The sequence below is a fragment of the Pseudomonas sp. W15Feb34 genome, assembly GCF_023127765.1.
Classification (GTDB): Bacteria; Pseudomonadota; Gammaproteobacteria; order Pseudomonadales; family Pseudomonadaceae; genus Aquipseudomonas; species Aquipseudomonas synxantha_A.
Map to the genome: position 1 here is coordinate 24,407 of NZ_SPKN01000021.1, position 16,379 is coordinate 40,785.

General features: G+C 60.8%; 14 protein-coding genes. 10 read left to right on the forward strand and 4 right to left on the reverse strand.

What is annotated here, in order from left to right:
* Positions 1 to 102: 102 nt before the first annotated feature.
* The 4 genes from E4O97_RS08750 to E4O97_RS08765 form a co-directional block, all read right to left on the reverse strand.
* Positions 103 to 2,949: a valine--tRNA ligase gene (locus E4O97_RS08750; RefSeq protein ID WP_248091152.1), complete on the reverse strand. Its 2,847-nt coding sequence runs from the start codon at positions 2,947 to 2,949 to the stop codon at positions 103 to 105.
* A 212-nt stretch (positions 2,950 to 3,161) separates the two neighbouring features.
* A complete protein-coding gene (locus tag E4O97_RS08755; RefSeq protein WP_005785135.1) occupies positions 3,162 to 3,536 on the reverse strand; it encodes a hypothetical protein in 375 nt (124 codons plus the stop codon).
* An 8-nt stretch (positions 3,537 to 3,544) separates the two neighbouring features.
* Positions 3,545 to 3,973 (reverse strand): DNA polymerase III subunit chi, encoded by a 429-nt coding sequence (locus E4O97_RS08760; protein WP_005785137.1) that lies wholly within the window; start codon positions 3,971 to 3,973, stop codon positions 3,545 to 3,547.
* Between the two features lie 51 nt (positions 3,974 to 4,024).
* Complete coding sequence (locus E4O97_RS08765; protein WP_032877622.1) at positions 4,025 to 5,515, reverse strand: leucyl aminopeptidase; 1,491 nt, start codon at positions 5,513 to 5,515, stop codon at positions 4,025 to 4,027.
* A 284-nt stretch (positions 5,516 to 5,799) separates the two neighbouring features.
* On the opposite strand from E4O97_RS08765, the gene lptF reads away from it, so the two are divergent.
* The 10 genes from lptF (at position 5,800) to tadA (ending at position 16,309) form a co-directional block, all read left to right on the forward strand.
* Positions 5,800 to 6,918, forward strand: coding sequence for an LPS export ABC transporter permease LptF (gene lptF, locus E4O97_RS08770; protein ID WP_032877621.1), 1,119 nt, complete (start codon positions 5,800 to 5,802; stop codon positions 6,916 to 6,918).
* Positions 6,911 to 7,990 (forward strand): LPS export ABC transporter permease LptG, encoded by a 1,080-nt coding sequence (gene lptG, locus E4O97_RS08775; protein ID WP_032877620.1) that lies wholly within the window; start codon positions 6,911 to 6,913, stop codon positions 7,988 to 7,990. The genes lptF and lptG overlap by 8 nt, the downstream gene beginning before the upstream one ends.
* Before the next feature lie 151 nt (positions 7,991 to 8,141).
* A complete protein-coding gene (gene lepA / locus E4O97_RS08780; RefSeq protein WP_032877619.1) occupies positions 8,142 to 9,941 on the forward strand; it encodes a translation elongation factor 4 in 1,800 nt (599 codons plus the stop codon).
* Positions 9,942 to 9,946: 5 nt separating this feature from the next.
* Positions 9,947 to 10,801: a signal peptidase I gene (gene lepB / locus E4O97_RS08785; protein ID WP_032877618.1), complete on the forward strand. Its 855-nt coding sequence runs from the start codon at positions 9,947 to 9,949 to the stop codon at positions 10,799 to 10,801.
* Positions 10,802 to 10,953: 152 nt separating this feature from the next.
* Positions 10,954 to 11,643 carry a ribonuclease III gene (gene rnc, locus E4O97_RS08790; protein ID WP_005785145.1) on the forward strand — a complete coding sequence of 230 codons (690 nt, stop codon included), beginning with the start codon at positions 10,954 to 10,956 and terminating at the stop codon, positions 11,641 to 11,643.
* Positions 11,636 to 12,538, forward strand: coding sequence for a GTPase Era (era, locus tag E4O97_RS08795; protein ID WP_005785147.1), 903 nt, complete (start codon positions 11,636 to 11,638; stop codon positions 12,536 to 12,538). The genes rnc and era overlap by 8 nt, the downstream gene beginning before the upstream one ends.
* 157 nt (positions 12,539 to 12,695) lie before the next feature.
* Positions 12,696 to 13,385, forward strand: a complete 690-nt coding sequence (gene recO, locus E4O97_RS08800; protein ID WP_005785148.1) for a DNA repair protein RecO — start codon at positions 12,696 to 12,698, stop codon at positions 13,383 to 13,385.
* A 51-nt stretch (positions 13,386 to 13,436) separates the two neighbouring features.
* Entirely contained in the window at positions 13,437 to 14,180 is a 744-nt protein-coding gene (gene pdxJ / locus E4O97_RS08805; protein ID WP_032877617.1) for a pyridoxine 5'-phosphate synthase, read from the forward strand.
* 249 nt (positions 14,181 to 14,429) lie between these two features.
* Positions 14,430 to 15,812, forward strand: coding sequence for a multicopper oxidase family protein (locus E4O97_RS08810; protein ID WP_032877616.1), 1,383 nt, complete (start codon positions 14,430 to 14,432; stop codon positions 15,810 to 15,812).
* Positions 15,812 to 16,309, forward strand: coding sequence for a tRNA adenosine(34) deaminase TadA (gene tadA / locus E4O97_RS08815; RefSeq protein ID WP_216090793.1), 498 nt, complete (start codon positions 15,812 to 15,814; stop codon positions 16,307 to 16,309). Before E4O97_RS08810 ends, tadA begins: the two co-directional genes overlap by 1 nt.
* The last annotated feature ends 70 nt before the right edge of the window (positions 16,310 to 16,379 follow it).

Consider the following 16,379-nt stretch of genomic DNA (forward strand, 5'->3'; position numbering starts at 1 on the left):
TCAAAAATATTGAGACTGATACACCGCTATCGGGAGCAAGCCCCCTCCCACAGAGGCAAAAAAAAGAGACCCGAAGGTCTCTTTCTTTACGCGACTCAAGCCTTACAGGCTGGAAATCCGCGCATGTTGCTCGGCCAGTTTGCCCAAAGCCTGTTCAGCTTCGGCCAACTTGGCGCGTTCTTTCTCGATCACCTCCGCCGGCGCCTTGTCGACGAATGCCGCGTTGGACAGCTTACCGCCCACGCGTTGCACTTCGCCTTGCAGGCGGGCGATTTCCTTGTCGAGGCGGGCCAGTTCGGCGCCCTTGTCGATCAGGCCGGCCATCGGTACCAGCACTTCCATGTCGCCCACCAATGCAGTGGCGGACAGCGGCGCTTCGGCATCGGCAGCCAATACGGTGATCGACTCCAGCTTGGCCAGCTTCTTGAGCAACGCGTCGTTCTCGCCGAGACGGCGCTGATCTTCGGCACTGGCGTTCTTGACGAACACCGCCAATGGCTTGCCCGGCCCGATGTTCATCTCGGCGCGGATGTTGCGCGTGCCGAGCATCAGGGTCTTGAGCCATTCGATATCGCTTTCGGCGGCCTCATCGATGCGCGCTTCATTGGCCACTGGCCAAGGTTGCAGCATGATGGTCTTGCCTTCGATACCGGCCAGCGGCGCCAGGCGCTGCCAGATTTCTTCGGTGATGAACGGCATGAACGGATGCGCCAGGCGCAATGCCACTTCCAGTACGCGCACCAGGGTGCGGCGAGTACCGCGCTGGCGTTCGACCGGGGCGTTTTCGTCCCACAGCACCGGCTTGGACAGTTCCAGGTACCAGTCGCAGTATTGGTTCCAGATGAACTCGTACAGCGCCTGTGCAGCCAGGTCGAAACGGAACTGGTCGAGCTGGCGGGTCACTTCGGCTTCGGTGCGCTGCAACTGCGAGATGATCCAGCGATCAGCCAGGCTCAACTCATAGGCTTCGCCGTTCTGGCCGCAGTCTTCGCCTTTATCCAGCACGTAGCGCGCGGCGTTCCAGATCTTGTTGCAGAAGTTGCGATAGCCTTCGACGCGGCCCATGTCGAACTTGATGTCGCGACCGGTAGAGGCCAGCGAGCAGAAGGTGAAGCGCAGGGCGTCGGTGCCGTAGCTGGCGATGCCGTCGGCGAATTCGTCGCGAGTCTGCTTCTCGATCTTTTTCGCCAGTTTTGGCTGCATCAGGCCCGAGGTGCGTTTCTGTACCAGGGTTTCCAGGTCGATGCCGTCGATGATGTCCAGCGGGTCCAGGACGTTGCCCTTGGACTTGGACATCTTCTGGCCCTGGCCGTCGCGTACCAGGCCGTGTACGTACACGGTCTTGAACGGTACCTGCGGGGTGCCGTCTTCGTTTTTCACCAAATGCATGGTGAGCATGATCATCCGGGCAACCCAGAAGAAAATGATATCGAAGCCGGTGACCAGCACGTCGGTGGAGTGGAATTTCTTCAGGAATTCGGTCTGCTGCGGCCAACCCAGGGTGGAGAACGTCCACAGGCCCGAGCTGAACCAGGTGTCCAGTACGTCGTTGTCCTGTTGCAGCGCGATGTCGGCGCCGAGGTTGTGCTTGGCACGCACTTCGGCTTCGTCGCGGCCTACATAGACCTTGCCCGACTCGTCATACCAGGCCGGAATACGATGGCCCCACCACAGCTGACGGCTGATGCACCAATCCTGGATGTCGCGCATCCATGAGAAGTACATGTTTTCGTACTGCTTGGGCACGAACTGGATGCGGCCATCTTCCACGGCGGCGATGGCAGGCTCGGCCAGCGGCTTGGTGGACACGTACCATTGGTCGGTCAGCCACGGTTCGATCACGGTGCCGGAGCGGTCGCCCTTCGGCACTTTCAGGCCGTGGTCGTCGACGCTGACCAGCAAGCCGGCGGCGTCGAAGGCGGCAACGATCTGCTTGCGTGCTTCAAAACGGTCCAGGCCGGCATATTCGGCCGGAATCTTGCCGTCGATGCTGTCGTTCAACGAGCCGTCCAGGTTGAATACCTGGCAGGCCGGCAATACGGCGGCATTCTTGTCGAAGATGTTCAGCAGCGGCAGGTTGTGACGTTTGCCGACTTCATAGTCGTTGAAATCGTGGGCCGGGGTGATTTTCACGCAGCCGGTGCCGAATTCAGGATCGCAATAGTCGTCCGCAATGATCGGGATGCGACGGCCAACCAGTGGCAGTTCGACGAACTTGCCGATCAGCGCCTGGTAGCGCTCGTCGTTCGGGTTAACGGCGACGGCGGCATCGCCGAGCATAGTTTCCGGACGAGTGGTGGCGACGATCAGGTAATCGTTGCCCTCAGCGGTCCGGGCGCCGTCAGCCAGTGGGTACTTGAGGTTCCACAGGAAGCCTTTCTCGTCGTGGTTTTCCACTTCGAGGTCGGAAATGGCCGTGTGCAACTTGGTGTCCCAGTTGACCAGGCGCTTGCCGCGGTAGATCAGGCCGTCTTCGTGCAGGCGCACGAAGGCTTCCTTCACGGCTTCCGACAGGCCGTCGTCCATGGTGAAGCGCTCGCGGCTCCAATCCACGGAGGAGCCCAGGCGACGGATCTGACGGCTGATATTGCCGCCGGACTGATCTTTCCATTCCCAGACTTTCTCCAGGAATTTCTCGCGGCCCAGGTCGTGACGGTTCTGGCCGGTGGCTTCCAGTTGGCGTTCCACCAGCATCTGCGTGGCGATACCAGCGTGGTCGGTGCCCGGCTGCCACAGGGTGTCGCGACCCTGCATACGGCGGAAACGGATCAACGCATCCATGATCGCATTGTTGAAGCCATGGCCCATGTGCAGGCTGCCAGTGACGTTCGGTGGCGGGATCATGATGGTGTACGAGTCGCCCGCACCTTGTGGGGCGAAATAGTTCTCGGACTCCCAGGTGTTGTACCAGGAAGTTTCGATAGCGTGGGGCTGGTAGGTCTTATCCATGCGCGGCGGGACCCTAGTTGGCATTTATTCAGGAAAGCCGGCAAGTATAACGGGGGAGGACGAGGAGGGCGAGTTGAAGACGGACTTAAGGCTGATGCAAAACTAATGTGGGAGGGGGCTTGCTCCCGATTGCTGAGTGTCAGCCACCGAATCATCGGCTGATACAACGCTATCGGGAGCAAGCCCCCTCCCACAGGAAATATCAGTGTCGTTTAGGACTGGTACTGGCTGAGCAACCGCTCCATCCGCGCATCCATCCGACGCTTGATCTCGGCTTCAATATGCGGCGCAAAGTCGTCAATCACATCCTGCATGATCAATTGCGCGGCGGCGCGCAGTTCATTGTCCAGGTGCAGGAGCAGGGCATCGGGGGCTTTTTCTGCGGCGGGAGCGGGTTCTGCAACCACAGGTTCCGGCGCGGCAGGCTTGCCGCTGACCATGTCGAACAGCAGCGGGATCTGTACCTCGCCGTCGGCCGTTTCGGTCAGCAGCGGCGGTTGCAGGTTGTCATCACCCAGCAACTGACGGATCGACTCCAGGTCGTCCAGCAGGTGGTCGTCTTTTTTCAGCGGGTTGGGAGTGTCCATCGTGTGCTCTAAAGTCGTTGTAGCCGGTGATCCTGCAGAGAATAGCCCTGTTCGCGATAGAAACGGAAACTCTCCCGCGCGGCCTGACGAATAGCCGGGTCTTCCACCACCACTTCCGCCACGCGGGCGAAAGCCTTGGCAAAGGCCGGTACTTTCAGGTCCAGGTTGACCAGCAGGTCATGGTGATCGCCGCAACTGTCGCCCACACCCAGGACTACCAGGCTTTCAGGTTCGGATTCGGCGGGGCCGTGGGGCACGAAGCTTTCGCCCTTGAAGCGCCACAGGCGGGCATCCAGCTCATCGCGTTGGGCGGCATCGCTGCAATGCAGGTAGATGCGGTGGCCCATGCGCCAGGCTTTTTCGGTGAGCTTGCAGGCAAAGTCCAGGCGCGCGAGGGGATCGGCGCTGGGCAATATATAGAAGTCGACTTGGGTCATTGCGGTTCCTGAGGCCGGGGCGGCGGGATGGTCGCCCCGGCATCTTCAGTTTCAGGCCTTGGCGCGATCCAGCAGGTATTGGGTCAACAGTGGCACCGGACGGCCGGTTGCGCCCTTGTCCTTGCCGCCGCTGGTCCAGGCGGTGCCGGCGATGTCCAGGTGGGCCCAGTTGAAGTTCTTGGCAAAGCGCGACAGGAAGCAGGCCGCCGTGATGGTGCCGGCTTTCGGGCCACCGATGTTGGCGATGTCGGCGAACGGGCTGTCCAGTTGTTCCTGGTACTCATCGAACAGCGGCAGTTGCCAGGCGCGGTCGTCGGCAGCCTTGCCGGCGCTGAGCAGTTGCTCGATCAGTTCGTCGTTGTTGCCCAGCAGTCCCGAAGTGTGGGAGCCCAAGGCAACGATGCACGCGCCGGTCAGGGTGGCGATGTCGATCACGGCCTGGGGCTTGAAGCGCTCGGCGTAGGTCAGGGCGTCGCACAGCACCAGGCGGCCTTCGGCGTCGGTGTTGAGGATTTCCACGGTCTGGCCGCTCATGGTCGTGACGATATCGCCCGGGCGGGCCGCGCCGCCGCTCGGCATGTTCTCGGCACAGGCCAGGATGCACACCAGGTTGATCGGCAGCTTGAGTTCCAGCACGGCACGCAGGGTACCGAACACGCTGGCCGCGCCGCCCATGTCGTATTTCATCTCATCCATGCCCGCGCCCGGCTTGAGGCTGATGCCGCCGGTGTCGAAGGTGATGCCTTTACCCACCAGGGCGTAGGGCTTCTCGGATTTCTTGCCGCCGTTGTATTGCATCACGATCAGGCGTGGCGGCTGGTCGCTGCCCTGGCCTACGGCATAGAACGAGCCCATGCCCAGGTCCTTGATCTTCTTTTCATCCAGCACTTCAACCTTCAAGCCCTTGAACTCTTTGCCCAATGCTTTGGCCTGTTCGCCCAGGAATGTCGGGTGGCAGATGTTCGGCGGCAGGTTGCCCAGGTCGCGGGTGAACGACATGCCGTTGGCGATGGCCTGGGCGTGGGTCACGGCGCGCTGAACTTCAGCCTGGGCAGCCTTGATGGTCAGCAGGGTGATTTTCTTCAGGGCGCGGGGTTCGGCCTTCTGGCTCTTGAACTGGTCGAAAATATAGCCGCCGTCCAGCAGCGACTCGGCCAGCAGGCGGGTCTTGCCGTAGCTGTCACGGCCCTTGATCACGATTTCGTCGAGGGCCAGTGCCGCATCGCTGCCGCCCAGGCCCTTGAGGGTGGTAAGGATGCCGCTGATGATCTTGCGCAATGGACGGTCGCCCAGTTCGGCGTCCTTGCCCACGCCTACCAGCAATACGCGCTCGGCCTTGAGGTTGGGCAGGCTCTGCAGCAGCAGGCTCTGGCCGACTTTGCCGGCCAGGTCGCCGCGCTTGAGGATCGCGCTGATCGCGCCGCCGCTCAGTTCGTCCAGTTGCTTGGCGGCGACGCCGAGTGTGCGGCCTTCGCCGACAGCGACCACGAGGGTGGCGGTTTTCAACGTTTCGGGGCTAACGCTTTTTACAACCAATTCCATGTTCGGGTCCCTTATCAAGGTCTGTGAGCCTGGAGTTTGTACTCAGGCTTGAAGCTCGGCAGCTTGGTAAACCGCCAGCGGACAAAGGCCGCAGTTTGAACCTCGCCGGCGGAGCCTGACAACCCTTGGCGCACGCTTTGTGCGTGCGCATGAGTAAGCTCCGTGACAGGCGCGGTCAATCACAGGATAATGCGCCATCTTTTTAGCCGATCCGTGATAAACGGGTCGTCTCGGTATGCTTGCTTGTTTGGCCGCCTTAGCCTGACAACCCTGGAGTGTCTGGTTTGATCGTCTTCCGTTATCTGTCCCGCGAAGTCCTGTTGACCCTGAGTGCCGTGAGTGCGGTGTTGCTGGTCATCATCATGAGTGGTCGTTTCGTCAAGTTCCTGGCTCAAGCCGCCGCAGGCGCCCTGGATCCGGGGTCGTTGTTCTTGATCATGGGCTACCGGATGCCCGGGATGCTGCAGCTGATCCTGCCCCTTGGCCTGTTTCTCGGCATATTGCTGGCCTATGGCCGCTTGTACCTTGAGAGTGAAATGACCGTGCTGTCGGCCACCGGCATGAGCCAGCAACGTTTGCTGGCCATGACCATGGTGCCGGCCGCCGGCGTTGCCCTGGTGGTGGCCTGGTTGAGCATGAGCCTGGCGCCCCAGGGCGCCATGCAGTTCCAACTGCTGTTGAACAAGCAGGATGCGATGACCGAGTTCGATACCCTCGAGCCCGGGCGCTTCCAGGCGCTCAGTGACGGTTCGCGGGTCACCTATACCGAAACCATGACCGATGACCGCTCCAACCTCGGTGGCGTGTTCATTTCCCAGAAAAACCTCGGCCAGAACCAGAAAGACCGTGGCATTACTATTCTGGTGGCCGATAGCGGGCGCCAGGAAATACGCCCCGACGGCAACCGCTACCTGATCCTGGAAAATGGCTACCGCTACGACGGCAGCCCTGGTCTGGCGGACTACCGGGCGATCAAGTACGACACTTATGGCGTCATGCTGCCCAAGCCTGAGATCAGCGGCGAGGTCACCGACCGCGACGCACTGCCGACTGCATCGCTGTTCGGCAGCCAGGAACTGCGCTCCATTGCCGAGCTGCAATGGCGTTTGTCCTTGCCGCTGCTGGTGTTTATCGTAACCTTGATGGCCGTGCCGCTGTCGCGCGTCAACCCGCGCCAGGGGCGTTTCCTCAAGCTGCTGCCGGCGATCCTGCTGTACATGGCCTACCTGACCATCCTGATTTCCGCCCGTGGCTCCCTCGAGAAAGGCAAGTTGCCGCCAGCCCTTGGCCTGTGGTGGGTGCATGGGGTTTTCCTGTTGATCGGCCTGGGGCTGCTCTATTGGGAACCTATCCGTTTGAAAATGAAGAGCCGTCGTGGCCTGAAGGAGTTGGCCCGTGGCTAAGCTTGATCGCTACATAGGCAGCAGCGTACTGATCGCCATCCTGGCGGTACTGGGCATCATTCTTGGCCTGGCCTTGCTGTTCGCCTTCATTGATGAAGTGGGCAACGTCACCGACACCTACACGGTCACGGATGTACTGAGCTACGTGGCACTGACTGCGCCGCGCCGCCTCTACGACATGATGCCGATGGCGGCGCTGATCGGTTGCCTGATCGGCCTGGGCACCCTGGCCAGCAACAGCGAGCTGACCATCATGCGCGCCGCCGGCGTTTCCATTGGTCGTATCGTCTGGGCGGTGATGAAGCCGATGCTGCTGCTGATGGCGTGCAGCGTGCTGATCGGTGAATACGTAGCGCCCCCGGCCGAAGCCACTGCCCAGGCCAATCGCGCCCTGGCCCAAGGCTCGGGCGATGCGCAAAGCGCCAAGCACGGCCTGTGGCACCGCCAGGGTGATGAGTTCATCCACATCAACGCCGTGCAGCCAGGCGGCCTGTTGATCGGTGTCACGCGCTATACCTTCGATAAAGAGCGGCACATGCTGTCCTCCAGCTTCGCCAAGCGCGCGCAATACAATGCCGAGCAATGGCAACTGAGCGACGTCACCACCACCTACTTCCGCAATGTGGGCCAGGGCACCAAGGCCAGCACCGAAGTGGTCAATGCACCGACCGAGCAGTGGGATATCGCCCTGAAGCCGGAACTGCTCAACACCGTGGTGATGGTCCCCGAAGCGCTGCCAATCTCGGGGTTGTGGAGCTACATCCATTACCTCAAGGACCAGGGCCTGAACAACGGCCGCTACTGGCTGGCGTTCTGGGTGAAAGTCCTGCAGCCGGTGGTAACCGCCGCGTTGGTGTTGATGGCGATCTCCTTCATCTTCGGGCCGTTGCGCTCCGTAACCCTGGGCCAGCGGGTATTTACCGGCGTGCTGGTGGGCTTTACCTTCCGCATTGCCCAGGATCTGCTCGGGCCGTCGAGCCTGGTGTTCGGTTTCTCGCCGCTGTTTGCGGTGCTGGTGCCGACGGCCATCTGCGCCGTGGCCGGGTTCTGGCTACTGCGTCGGGCCGGTTGAAGCTGCGCTTATGCACAAAAAATGCCCCGCTCTCGTGAGTGGGGCATTTTTGTTCTGGTCAGCAAAGATGACGTCTGGCCTGAGCATCAGGTACAATTCCCGGCTATTTTTCAGCGGGCAATCTGCCTGCAGCCTTTTTGAGTGTTGATCCGTGAGTGATTTGAGTCATATCCGCAATTTCTCCATCATCGCCCACATTGACCATGGCAAGTCGACGCTGGCCGATCGATTCATCCAGATGTGCGGCGGCCTTGCCGAGCGTGAAATGGAAGCCCAGGTACTGGACTCCATGGACCTCGAACGCGAACGCGGGATCACCATCAAGGCCCACAGCGTTACTCTGTATTACAAGGCCAAAGACGGCATCACCTACCAGCTGAACTTCATTGACACCCCGGGCCACGTCGACTTCACCTATGAAGTCAGCCGTTCGCTTGCGGCCTGTGAAGGTGCCTTGCTGGTAGTCGACGCCGGCCAGGGCGTCGAGGCGCAGTCGGTTGCCAACTGCTACACCGCGATCGAGCAGGGCCTGGAAGTCATGCCCGTGCTCAACAAGATCGACCTGCCCCAGGCCGAGCCTGAGCGCGTCAAGGAAGAGATCGAGAAGATCATCGGCATCGACGCCACCGACGCCGTCACCTGCAGCGCCAAGACCGGCCTGGGTGTCGACGAAGTACTCGAGCGTCTGGTGCACACCATTCCCGCGCCGACCGGCAACTACGAAGATCCGCTGCAAGCGTTGATCATCGACTCCTGGTTCGACAACTACCTGGGCGTTGTCTCCCTGGTCCGCGTGCGCCATGGCCGTGTGAAGAAGGGCGACAAGATTCTGGTCAAGTCCACCGGCAAGATCCACCTGGTGGACAGCGTCGGTGTATTCAACCCCAAGCACACCGCCACCACTGATCTGAAAGCCGGTGAAGTAGGCTTCATCATCGCCGGTATCAAGGACATCCACGGTGCACCGGTGGGTGACACCCTGACCCTGAGCTCCACGCCCGACGTCGACGTACTGCCCGGCTTCAAGCGTATCCAGCCACAGGTCTACGCCGGCCTGTTCCCGGTCAGCTCCGACGACTTCGAGGATTTTCGCGAAGCGCTGCAAAAGCTGACCCTCAACGACTCGTCGTTGCAGTACACCCCGGAAAGCTCCGACGCCCTGGGCTTCGGCTTCCGCTGCGGGTTTCTGGGCATGCTGCACATGGAAATCATCCAGGAGCGTCTTGAGCGCGAGTACGACCTGGACCTGATCACCACGGCGCCGACCGTTATTTTCGAGCTGTTGCTCAAAACCGGTGAAACGATTTACGTCGACAACCCGTCCAAGCTTCCGGATCTGTCGGCCATCGAAGACATGCGTGAGCCAATCGTGCGGGCCAATATCCTGGTCCCGCAGGAGCACCTGGGCAACGTCATCACCCTGTGTATCGAGAAGCGTGGCGTACAGCGCGACATGCTGTTCCTCGGTACCCAGGTGCAAGTGACCTACGATATGCCGATGAACGAAGTGGTCCTGGACTTCTTCGACCGTCTCAAATCCACCAGTCGCGGCTATGCTTCGCTGGATTACCATTTCGATCGTTACCAATCGGCTAATCTGGTGAAACTGGATGTGCTGATCAACGGCGACAAGGTAGATGCCCTGGCACTGATCGTGCACAAGGACAACGCGCACTACAAAGGTCGCCAACTGACCGAGAAGATGAAAGAACTGATTCCGCGCCAGATGTTCGACGTTGCGATCCAGGCCGCCATTGGCGGGCAGATCATTGCACGGACTTCCGTCAAGGCTCTCAGAAAGAACGTACTGGCCAAATGCTACGGCGGTGACGTAAGCCGTAAGCGCAAGCTGCTTGAGAAGCAAAAGGCCGGTAAAAAACGCATGAAGCAAGTAGGTAACGTGGAAGTTCCACAAGAAGCCTTCCTTGCGGTGCTCAGGTTGGATAGTTAGGTCCTATGTCACTAAATTTCCCGCTGTTGCTGGTTATCGCCGTCGCCGTTTGCGGCCTCCTGGCGTTGCTCGATCTGGTGTTCTTCGCCCCGCGTCGGCGGTCGGCCATTGCTTCCTATCAGGGCAGCGTCAGCCAGCCCGATGCGGTGGTGATCGAGAAGCTGAACAAAGAGCCCTTGCTGGTTGAATACGGCAAGTCGTTCTTCCCGGTGTTGTTCATCGTGCTGGTGCTGCGTTCGTTCCTGGTGGAGCCGTTCCAGATCCCTTCCGGGTCGATGAAGCCGACCCTGGACGTGGGCGACTTTATCCTGGTGAACAAGTTTTCCTACGGGATCCGCTTGCCGGTGATCGACAAGAAAGTCATCGAGGTCGGTGACCCGCAGCGCGGCGATGTGATGGTATTCCGCTACCCGAGCGACCCCAACGTCAACTACATCAAGCGTGTAGTCGGCCTGCCGGGCGACGTGGTGCGCTACACCAGCGACAAGCGCCTGTTCATCAACGGTGAATCGGTGGCCGAGAAGCTGCTGGGCGCCGAGCCGAACACCCTGGGCAGCGCCGAGTTGTACCAGGAAAAACTCGGTGCGGTAGAGCACGAGATCCGCAAGGAAATGAGCCGCTACCGCGCAATGCCTGATGGCCAGTGGAAAGTACCCGCCGGGCACTACTTCATGATGGGCGACAACCGCGACAACTCCAATGACAGCCGTTACTGGGATGACCCCAATATTCCCAAGGACCTGCTGGGCATGGTGCCCGACGAGAACATCGTCGGCAAAGCCTTCGCGGTCTGGATGAGTTGGCCGGAGCCCAAGCTCAGCCACCTGCCGAACTTCTCGCGGGTCGGGCTGATCAAGTAATACAGGCGGCGCTGTGAACACAGCGCCGAATGCTTTTCTGGGGTTTGGACAATTAAACGTCCGGCCCCATGCAGCACCAATCAGGATGTGAATTTGAACACTGCGTCAATCGTCGATGGCCGCCGGTGCCACCAACTAGATATGGATAAACCGTGACCGTTTCTCTAAGTCGTCTCGAGCGCCAGCTCGGCTACACCTTCAAGGACCCCGAATTGATGGTCCTTGCCCTCACACACCGCAGCTTTGCAGGGCGCAATAACGAGCGCCTGGAATTCCTCGGTGATGCCATCCTCAATTTTGCCGCCGGTGAGGCGCTGTTCGAGCGTTTTCCTCAAGCGCGCGAAGGCCAGCTTTCGCGCCTGCGGGCGCGCCTTGTGAAAGGCGAGACCCTGGCCGTGCTGGCCCGAGGTTTCGGCCTGGGCGAGTACCTGCGGTTGGGGTCCGGTGAGTTGAAAAGCGGCGGTTTCCGTCGCGAATCGATTCTGGCCGATGCCCTGGAAGCCTTGATCGGCGCGATCTACCTCGATGCAGGGATGGAGACGGCCAAGGAGCGCGTGGTCGCCTGGCTGGCTTCTGAAATCGAAAGCCTGACGCTGGTCGACACCAACAAAGATCCCAAGACCCGCCTGCAGGAATACCTGCAGTCCCGCGGTTGCGAACTGCCACGCTACGAAGTGGTGGATATCCAGGGTGAGCCCCATTGCCGCGTGTTCTTCGTGGAGTGTGAAATCACCTTATTGAACGAAAAAAGCCGAGGTCAGGGTGTGAGCCGTCGCATTGCCGAACAGGTAGCGGCCGCTGCAGCACTGATTGCCCTGGGCGTGGAGAATGGCCATGACTGATTCAACCGCAACACGCTGTGGCTATGTTGCCATCGTCGGCCGCCCGAACGTGGGCAAGTCCACGCTGCTCAACCACATCCTCGGCCAGAAGCTCGCGATCACTTCGCGCAAGCCCCAGACCACTCGCCACAACATGCTGGGCATCAAGACTGAAGGCAACGTGCAAGCGGTGTATGTCGATACCCCGGGCATGCACAAAGGCGGTGAGAAAGCCCTGAACCGCTACATGAACAAGACCGCTTCGGCGGCGTTGAAAGACGTCGACGTGGTGATCTTCGTGGTCGACCGCACCAAGTGGACCGACGAAGACCAGATGGTTCTCGAGCGTGTGCAGTACGTCACCGGCCCCTTGATCGTCGCGTTGAACAAGACCGACCGCATCGAAGACAAAGCCGAGCTGATGCCGCACCTGACCTGGTTGCAGGAACAACTGCCGAACGCCCAGATCATGCCGATCTCGGCCCAGCACGGCCACAACCTCGAAGCCCTGGAGCGCGTGATCGCCGGTTACCTGCCGGAAAACGAGCATTTCTTCCCGGAAGACCAGATCACCGACCGCAGCAGCCGCTTCCTCGCCGCCGAGCTGGTACGCGAGAAAATCATGCGCCAGATGGGTGCCGAGCTGCCGTACCAGATCACCGTCGAGATCGAAGAGTTCAAGCAGCAGGGCAAGACCTTGCATATCCATGCGCTGATCCTCGTCGAGCGTGACGGCCAGAAGAAAATCATCATTGGCGACAAAGGCGAGCGCATCAAGCGCATCGGCACCGAAGCGCGCAAGGACATGGAGCTGCTGTTCGACTCCAAGATCATGCTTAACCTGTGGGTGAAGGTTAAGGGTGGCTGGTCAGATGATGAGCGTGCGTTGCGCTCACTGGGCTATGGCGACCTTTAAGAACACCGCAGGTCTGAAAAAATGTGGGAGGGGGCTTGCTCCCGATAGCGGAGGGTCAGTCACTTATTTGTTTAACTGACCCACCGCCATCGGGAGCAAGCCCCCTCCCACATTAGGTTGTGTGGTTTTAAAAATTGCATTCCAGCAGTGAGTTCCCATGTCTCAATCCCCACCTCCCAGCCAACTCGCCTACGTGCTGCACAGCCGCGCCTACCGCGAGACCAGCGCGCTGGTGGACTTCCTCACGCCTCAAGGCCGCCTGCGTGCGGTGCTGCGCAGCGCACGGGGCAAGGCAGGTACGTTGGCGCGGCCCTTCGTGGCCCTGGATGTGGAGTTTCGCGGTAAGGGCGAGTTGAAAAACGTCGGCCGCCTGGAAAGCGTCGGCACCTCTGCCTGGCTTAACGGCGATGCACTGTTCAGCGGCCTTTACCTCAATGAACTGCTGATCCGGCTGTTACCCGCCGAAGACCCGCACCCGGCAGTCTTCGATCACTACGCCGCGACGCTGCTGGCCCTGGCTGAAGGGCGCCCCCTGGAACCGCTGCTGCGCGCCTTCGAATGGCGCTTGCTCGACGACCTGGGCTATGGCTTTGAATTGCACAACGACCTGCACGGCGATCCCGTCGCCGCCGACGGCATGTACCGCCTGCAAGTGGATGCGGGCCTTGAGCGCGTGTACCTGTTGCAGCCGGGGCTGTTCCAGGGCAGCGAACTGCTGGCCATGAGCGACGCGGACTGGAGCGCGCCGGGCGCCTTGTCCGCCGCCAAGCGCCTGATGCGCCAGGCCCTTGCCGTGCACCTGGGCGGGCGACCGCTGGTCAGTCGCGAGTTGTTTCGAAAGCCCTGACATCCCCGTGTATGCTGTGCACCGATTCTTTCCCTTTTCAGGAGCGCTTCCGTGACCACCAGCAATCGCATTCTTCTTGGCGTCAACATCGACCACGTCGCCACCCTGCGCCAGGCCCGGGGCACCCGTTACCCTGACCCGGTCAAGGCCGCGCTGGACGCCGAAGAAGCGGGCGCCGACGGCATTACCGTGCACCTGCGCGAAGACCGCCGCCACATCCAGGAGCGTGATGTGCTGCTGCTCAAGGACGTGCTGCAAACGCGCATGAACTTCGAAATGGGCGTCACCGAAGAAATGATGGCGTTTGCCGAGCGCATTCGCCCGGCGCATATCTGCCTGGTGCCCGAAACCCGCCAGGAGCTGACCACCGAGGGCGGCCTCGACGTCGCCGGCCAGGAAGCGCGGATCAAGGCCGCGGTGGAGCGCCTGTCGAAGATCGGCAGTGAAGTCTCGTTGTTCATTGACGCCGACGAGCGCCAGATCGAAGCCTCGCGCCGGGTCGGTGCCCCGGCCATCGAATTGCACACTGGCCGTTACGCCGACGCCACCACCCCGACCGAAGTGGCCGACGAGCTGCAACGCATCATCGACGGCGTGAACTGCGGGCTCAACGAAGGCTTGATCGTCAATGCCGGCCATGGCTTGCACTACCACAACGTCGAAGCTGTGGCGGCGATCAAGGGCATCAACGAGCTGAACATCGGCCATGCACTGGTGGCCCATGCGCTGTTCGTCGGTTTCAAGGGTGCGGTTGCCGAGATGAAAGCCTTGATTCTGGCGGCTGCCAGGACCTGAGCAAACACAATATAAGCCACAATGAAGTTCACAATGTGGGAGGGGGCTTGCTCCCGATAGCAGTGTGTCAGTCAGCATGTTTTTAGCTGACCCACCGCCATCGGGAGCAAGCCCCCTCCCACATGTTGATCTTTATCGACATCCACAATTGCGCCATGCGGCAATGCGAAGCCTTACTGTTTAGGCGACGCAGGTGTATCGTATCTGCCCTTTGCGGGCCTTGGCCTGCGGCAGATACGTGAGGTTGCTGTGTCCCAATCGTTTTCCCGTCGACAGATCCTCGGTGGCCTTGCCGGCCTGGCAGTCGTCGGTGTGGGCGCCGGTGGCGCCTATCGTTACTGGCTGGGCAAGGTCGCCGATGCCAACGCAGGAAGCGACTACCAACTGATTGCCGCGCCCCTGGACGTGGAACTGGTACCGGGGCACAAGACCCAAGCCTGGGCATTCGGCCCTTCGGCGCCTGGCACCGAGTTGCGCGTGCGCCAGGGCGAATGGCTGCGGGTACGTTTCATCAATCACCTGCCGGTCGCCACTACCATCCACTGGCACGGCATCCGCCTGCCGCTGGAAATGGACGGTGTCCCCTACGTTTCGCAATTGCCGGTGCTGCCTGGGGAATATTTCGACTACCAATTTCGCGTGCCCGATGCCGGCAGCTACTGGTATCACCCCCACGTAAGCAGCAGCGAAGAACTTGGCCGTGGCCTGGTCGGCCCATTGATTGTGGAAGAGCGCGAACCCACCGGTTTCAAATACGAACGTACCTTGAGCCTGAAGAACTGGCACATCGACGAAGAAGGTGCGTTTGTCGAGTTCAGTATCCCCCGTGAAGCGGCGCGGGGCGGCACTGCAGGGCGCCTCTCCACCATCAACGGCGTGCCCCAGGCGGTCATCGACCTGCCCGCTGGGCAAATCACTCGCGTGCGCTTGCTCAACCTCGACAACACCCTGACCTATCGCCTCAACATCCCCGGCGTCGAAGCGCAGATCTACGCGTTGGACGGCAACCCCATCGAGCCGCGCCCGCTGGGCAAGGAATACTGGCTGGGCCCAGGGATGCGCATCTGTCTGGCAATCAAGGCCCCGCCGGCGGGTGAAGAATTGTCGATCCGCAACGGCCCGGTGCGCCTGGGCACCTTCCGTTCGGTGGCCAACACCGATGCGCCTACCCAGTGGCCACCGGCATTGCCGGCCAACCCGGTTGCCGAGCCGGACCTGGCCAATGCCGAGAAACTCAACTTCAATTTCGAATGGGTCGGTTCGGTGTCGGTCAATGTCGAAAACGGTAAGCCACCCAGCCTGTGGCAGATCAACGGGCAGGCCTGGGACATCACCGACAAGACCTGTGCCGACCGCCCGATTGCCAGGCTTGAAAAGGGCAAGAGCTACATCTTTGAATTGAAGAACATGACCCAGTACCAGCACCCGATCCACCTGCATGGCATGAGCTTCAAGGTGATTGCGTCGAACCGCCACAAGGTCATCCCGTATTTCACCGACACCTACCTGCTGGGCAAGAACGAACGCGCCCGTGTGGCGCTGGTGGCGGATAACCCGGGAGTGTGGATGTTCCATTGCCACGTGATCGACCATATGGAAACCGGCCTGATGGCCGCTATCGAGGTGGCGTGATGCGCCAGATTCGCCCCGGCGCGATTATCGACCGCAGCCGCGACCAGGACTTTATGCGCGAAGCCCTCGCCCTGGCCGCCCAAGGCGCCGCACTGGGCGAAGTGCCGGTGGGCGCGGTGCTGGTGCAGGATGGTGCAATCATCGGCCGCGGTTTCAATTGCCCGATCAGCGGCAACGACCCCAGCGCCCATGCCGAAATGGTCGCGATCCGTGCCGCTGCGCAAGCCATCAGCAACTATCGCCTGGTGGGCAGCACGCTGTATGTGACCCTGGAACCGTGCAGCATGTGCGCCGGGTTGATCGTGCATTCACGCATCGCAAGGGTGGTGTATGGCGCACTGGAGCCCAAGGCCGGGATTGTGCAGAGCCAGGGGCAGTTCTTTACCCAGGGTTTTCTCAACCATAAGGTACTGTTTGAAGGCGGCGTGCTGGCCGAGGAGTGCGGCACGGTGTTGAGCGAGTTCTTCAAGGCTCGCCGGGCTAAACCAGCACTCTAAAGAACACTGAGAACAAAAAATGTGGGAGGGGGCTTGCTCCCGATAGCGGTGTATCAGCCATAAATGTGGT

Bases quoted from the DNA above. Each gene is read 5' to 3' on its own strand.
- E4O97_RS08755 (WP_005785135.1), bottom strand. From the start codon at position 3,536: ATGGACACTCCCAACCCGCTGAAAAAAGACGACCACCTGCTGGACGAC.
- era (WP_005785147.1), top strand. From the start codon at position 11,636: ATGACTGATTCAACCGCAACACGCTGTGGCTATGTTGCCATCGTCGGC.
- E4O97_RS08750 (WP_248091152.1), bottom strand. From the start codon at position 2,949: ATGGATAAGACCTACCAGCCCCACGCTATCGAAACTTCCTGGTACAAC.
- E4O97_RS08765 (WP_032877622.1), bottom strand. From the start codon at position 5,515: ATGGAATTGGTTGTAAAAAGCGTTAGCCCCGAAACGTTGAAAACCGCC.
- lepB (WP_032877618.1), top strand. From the start codon at position 9,947: ATGTCACTAAATTTCCCGCTGTTGCTGGTTATCGCCGTCGCCGTTTGC.
- recO (WP_005785148.1), top strand. From the start codon at position 12,696: ATGTCTCAATCCCCACCTCCCAGCCAACTCGCCTACGTGCTGCACAGC.
- E4O97_RS08760 (WP_005785137.1), bottom strand. From the start codon at position 3,973: ATGACCCAAGTCGACTTCTATATATTGCCCAGCGCCGATCCCCTCGCG.
- tadA (WP_216090793.1), top strand. From the start codon at position 15,812: ATGCGCCAGATTCGCCCCGGCGCGATTATCGACCGCAGCCGCGACCAG.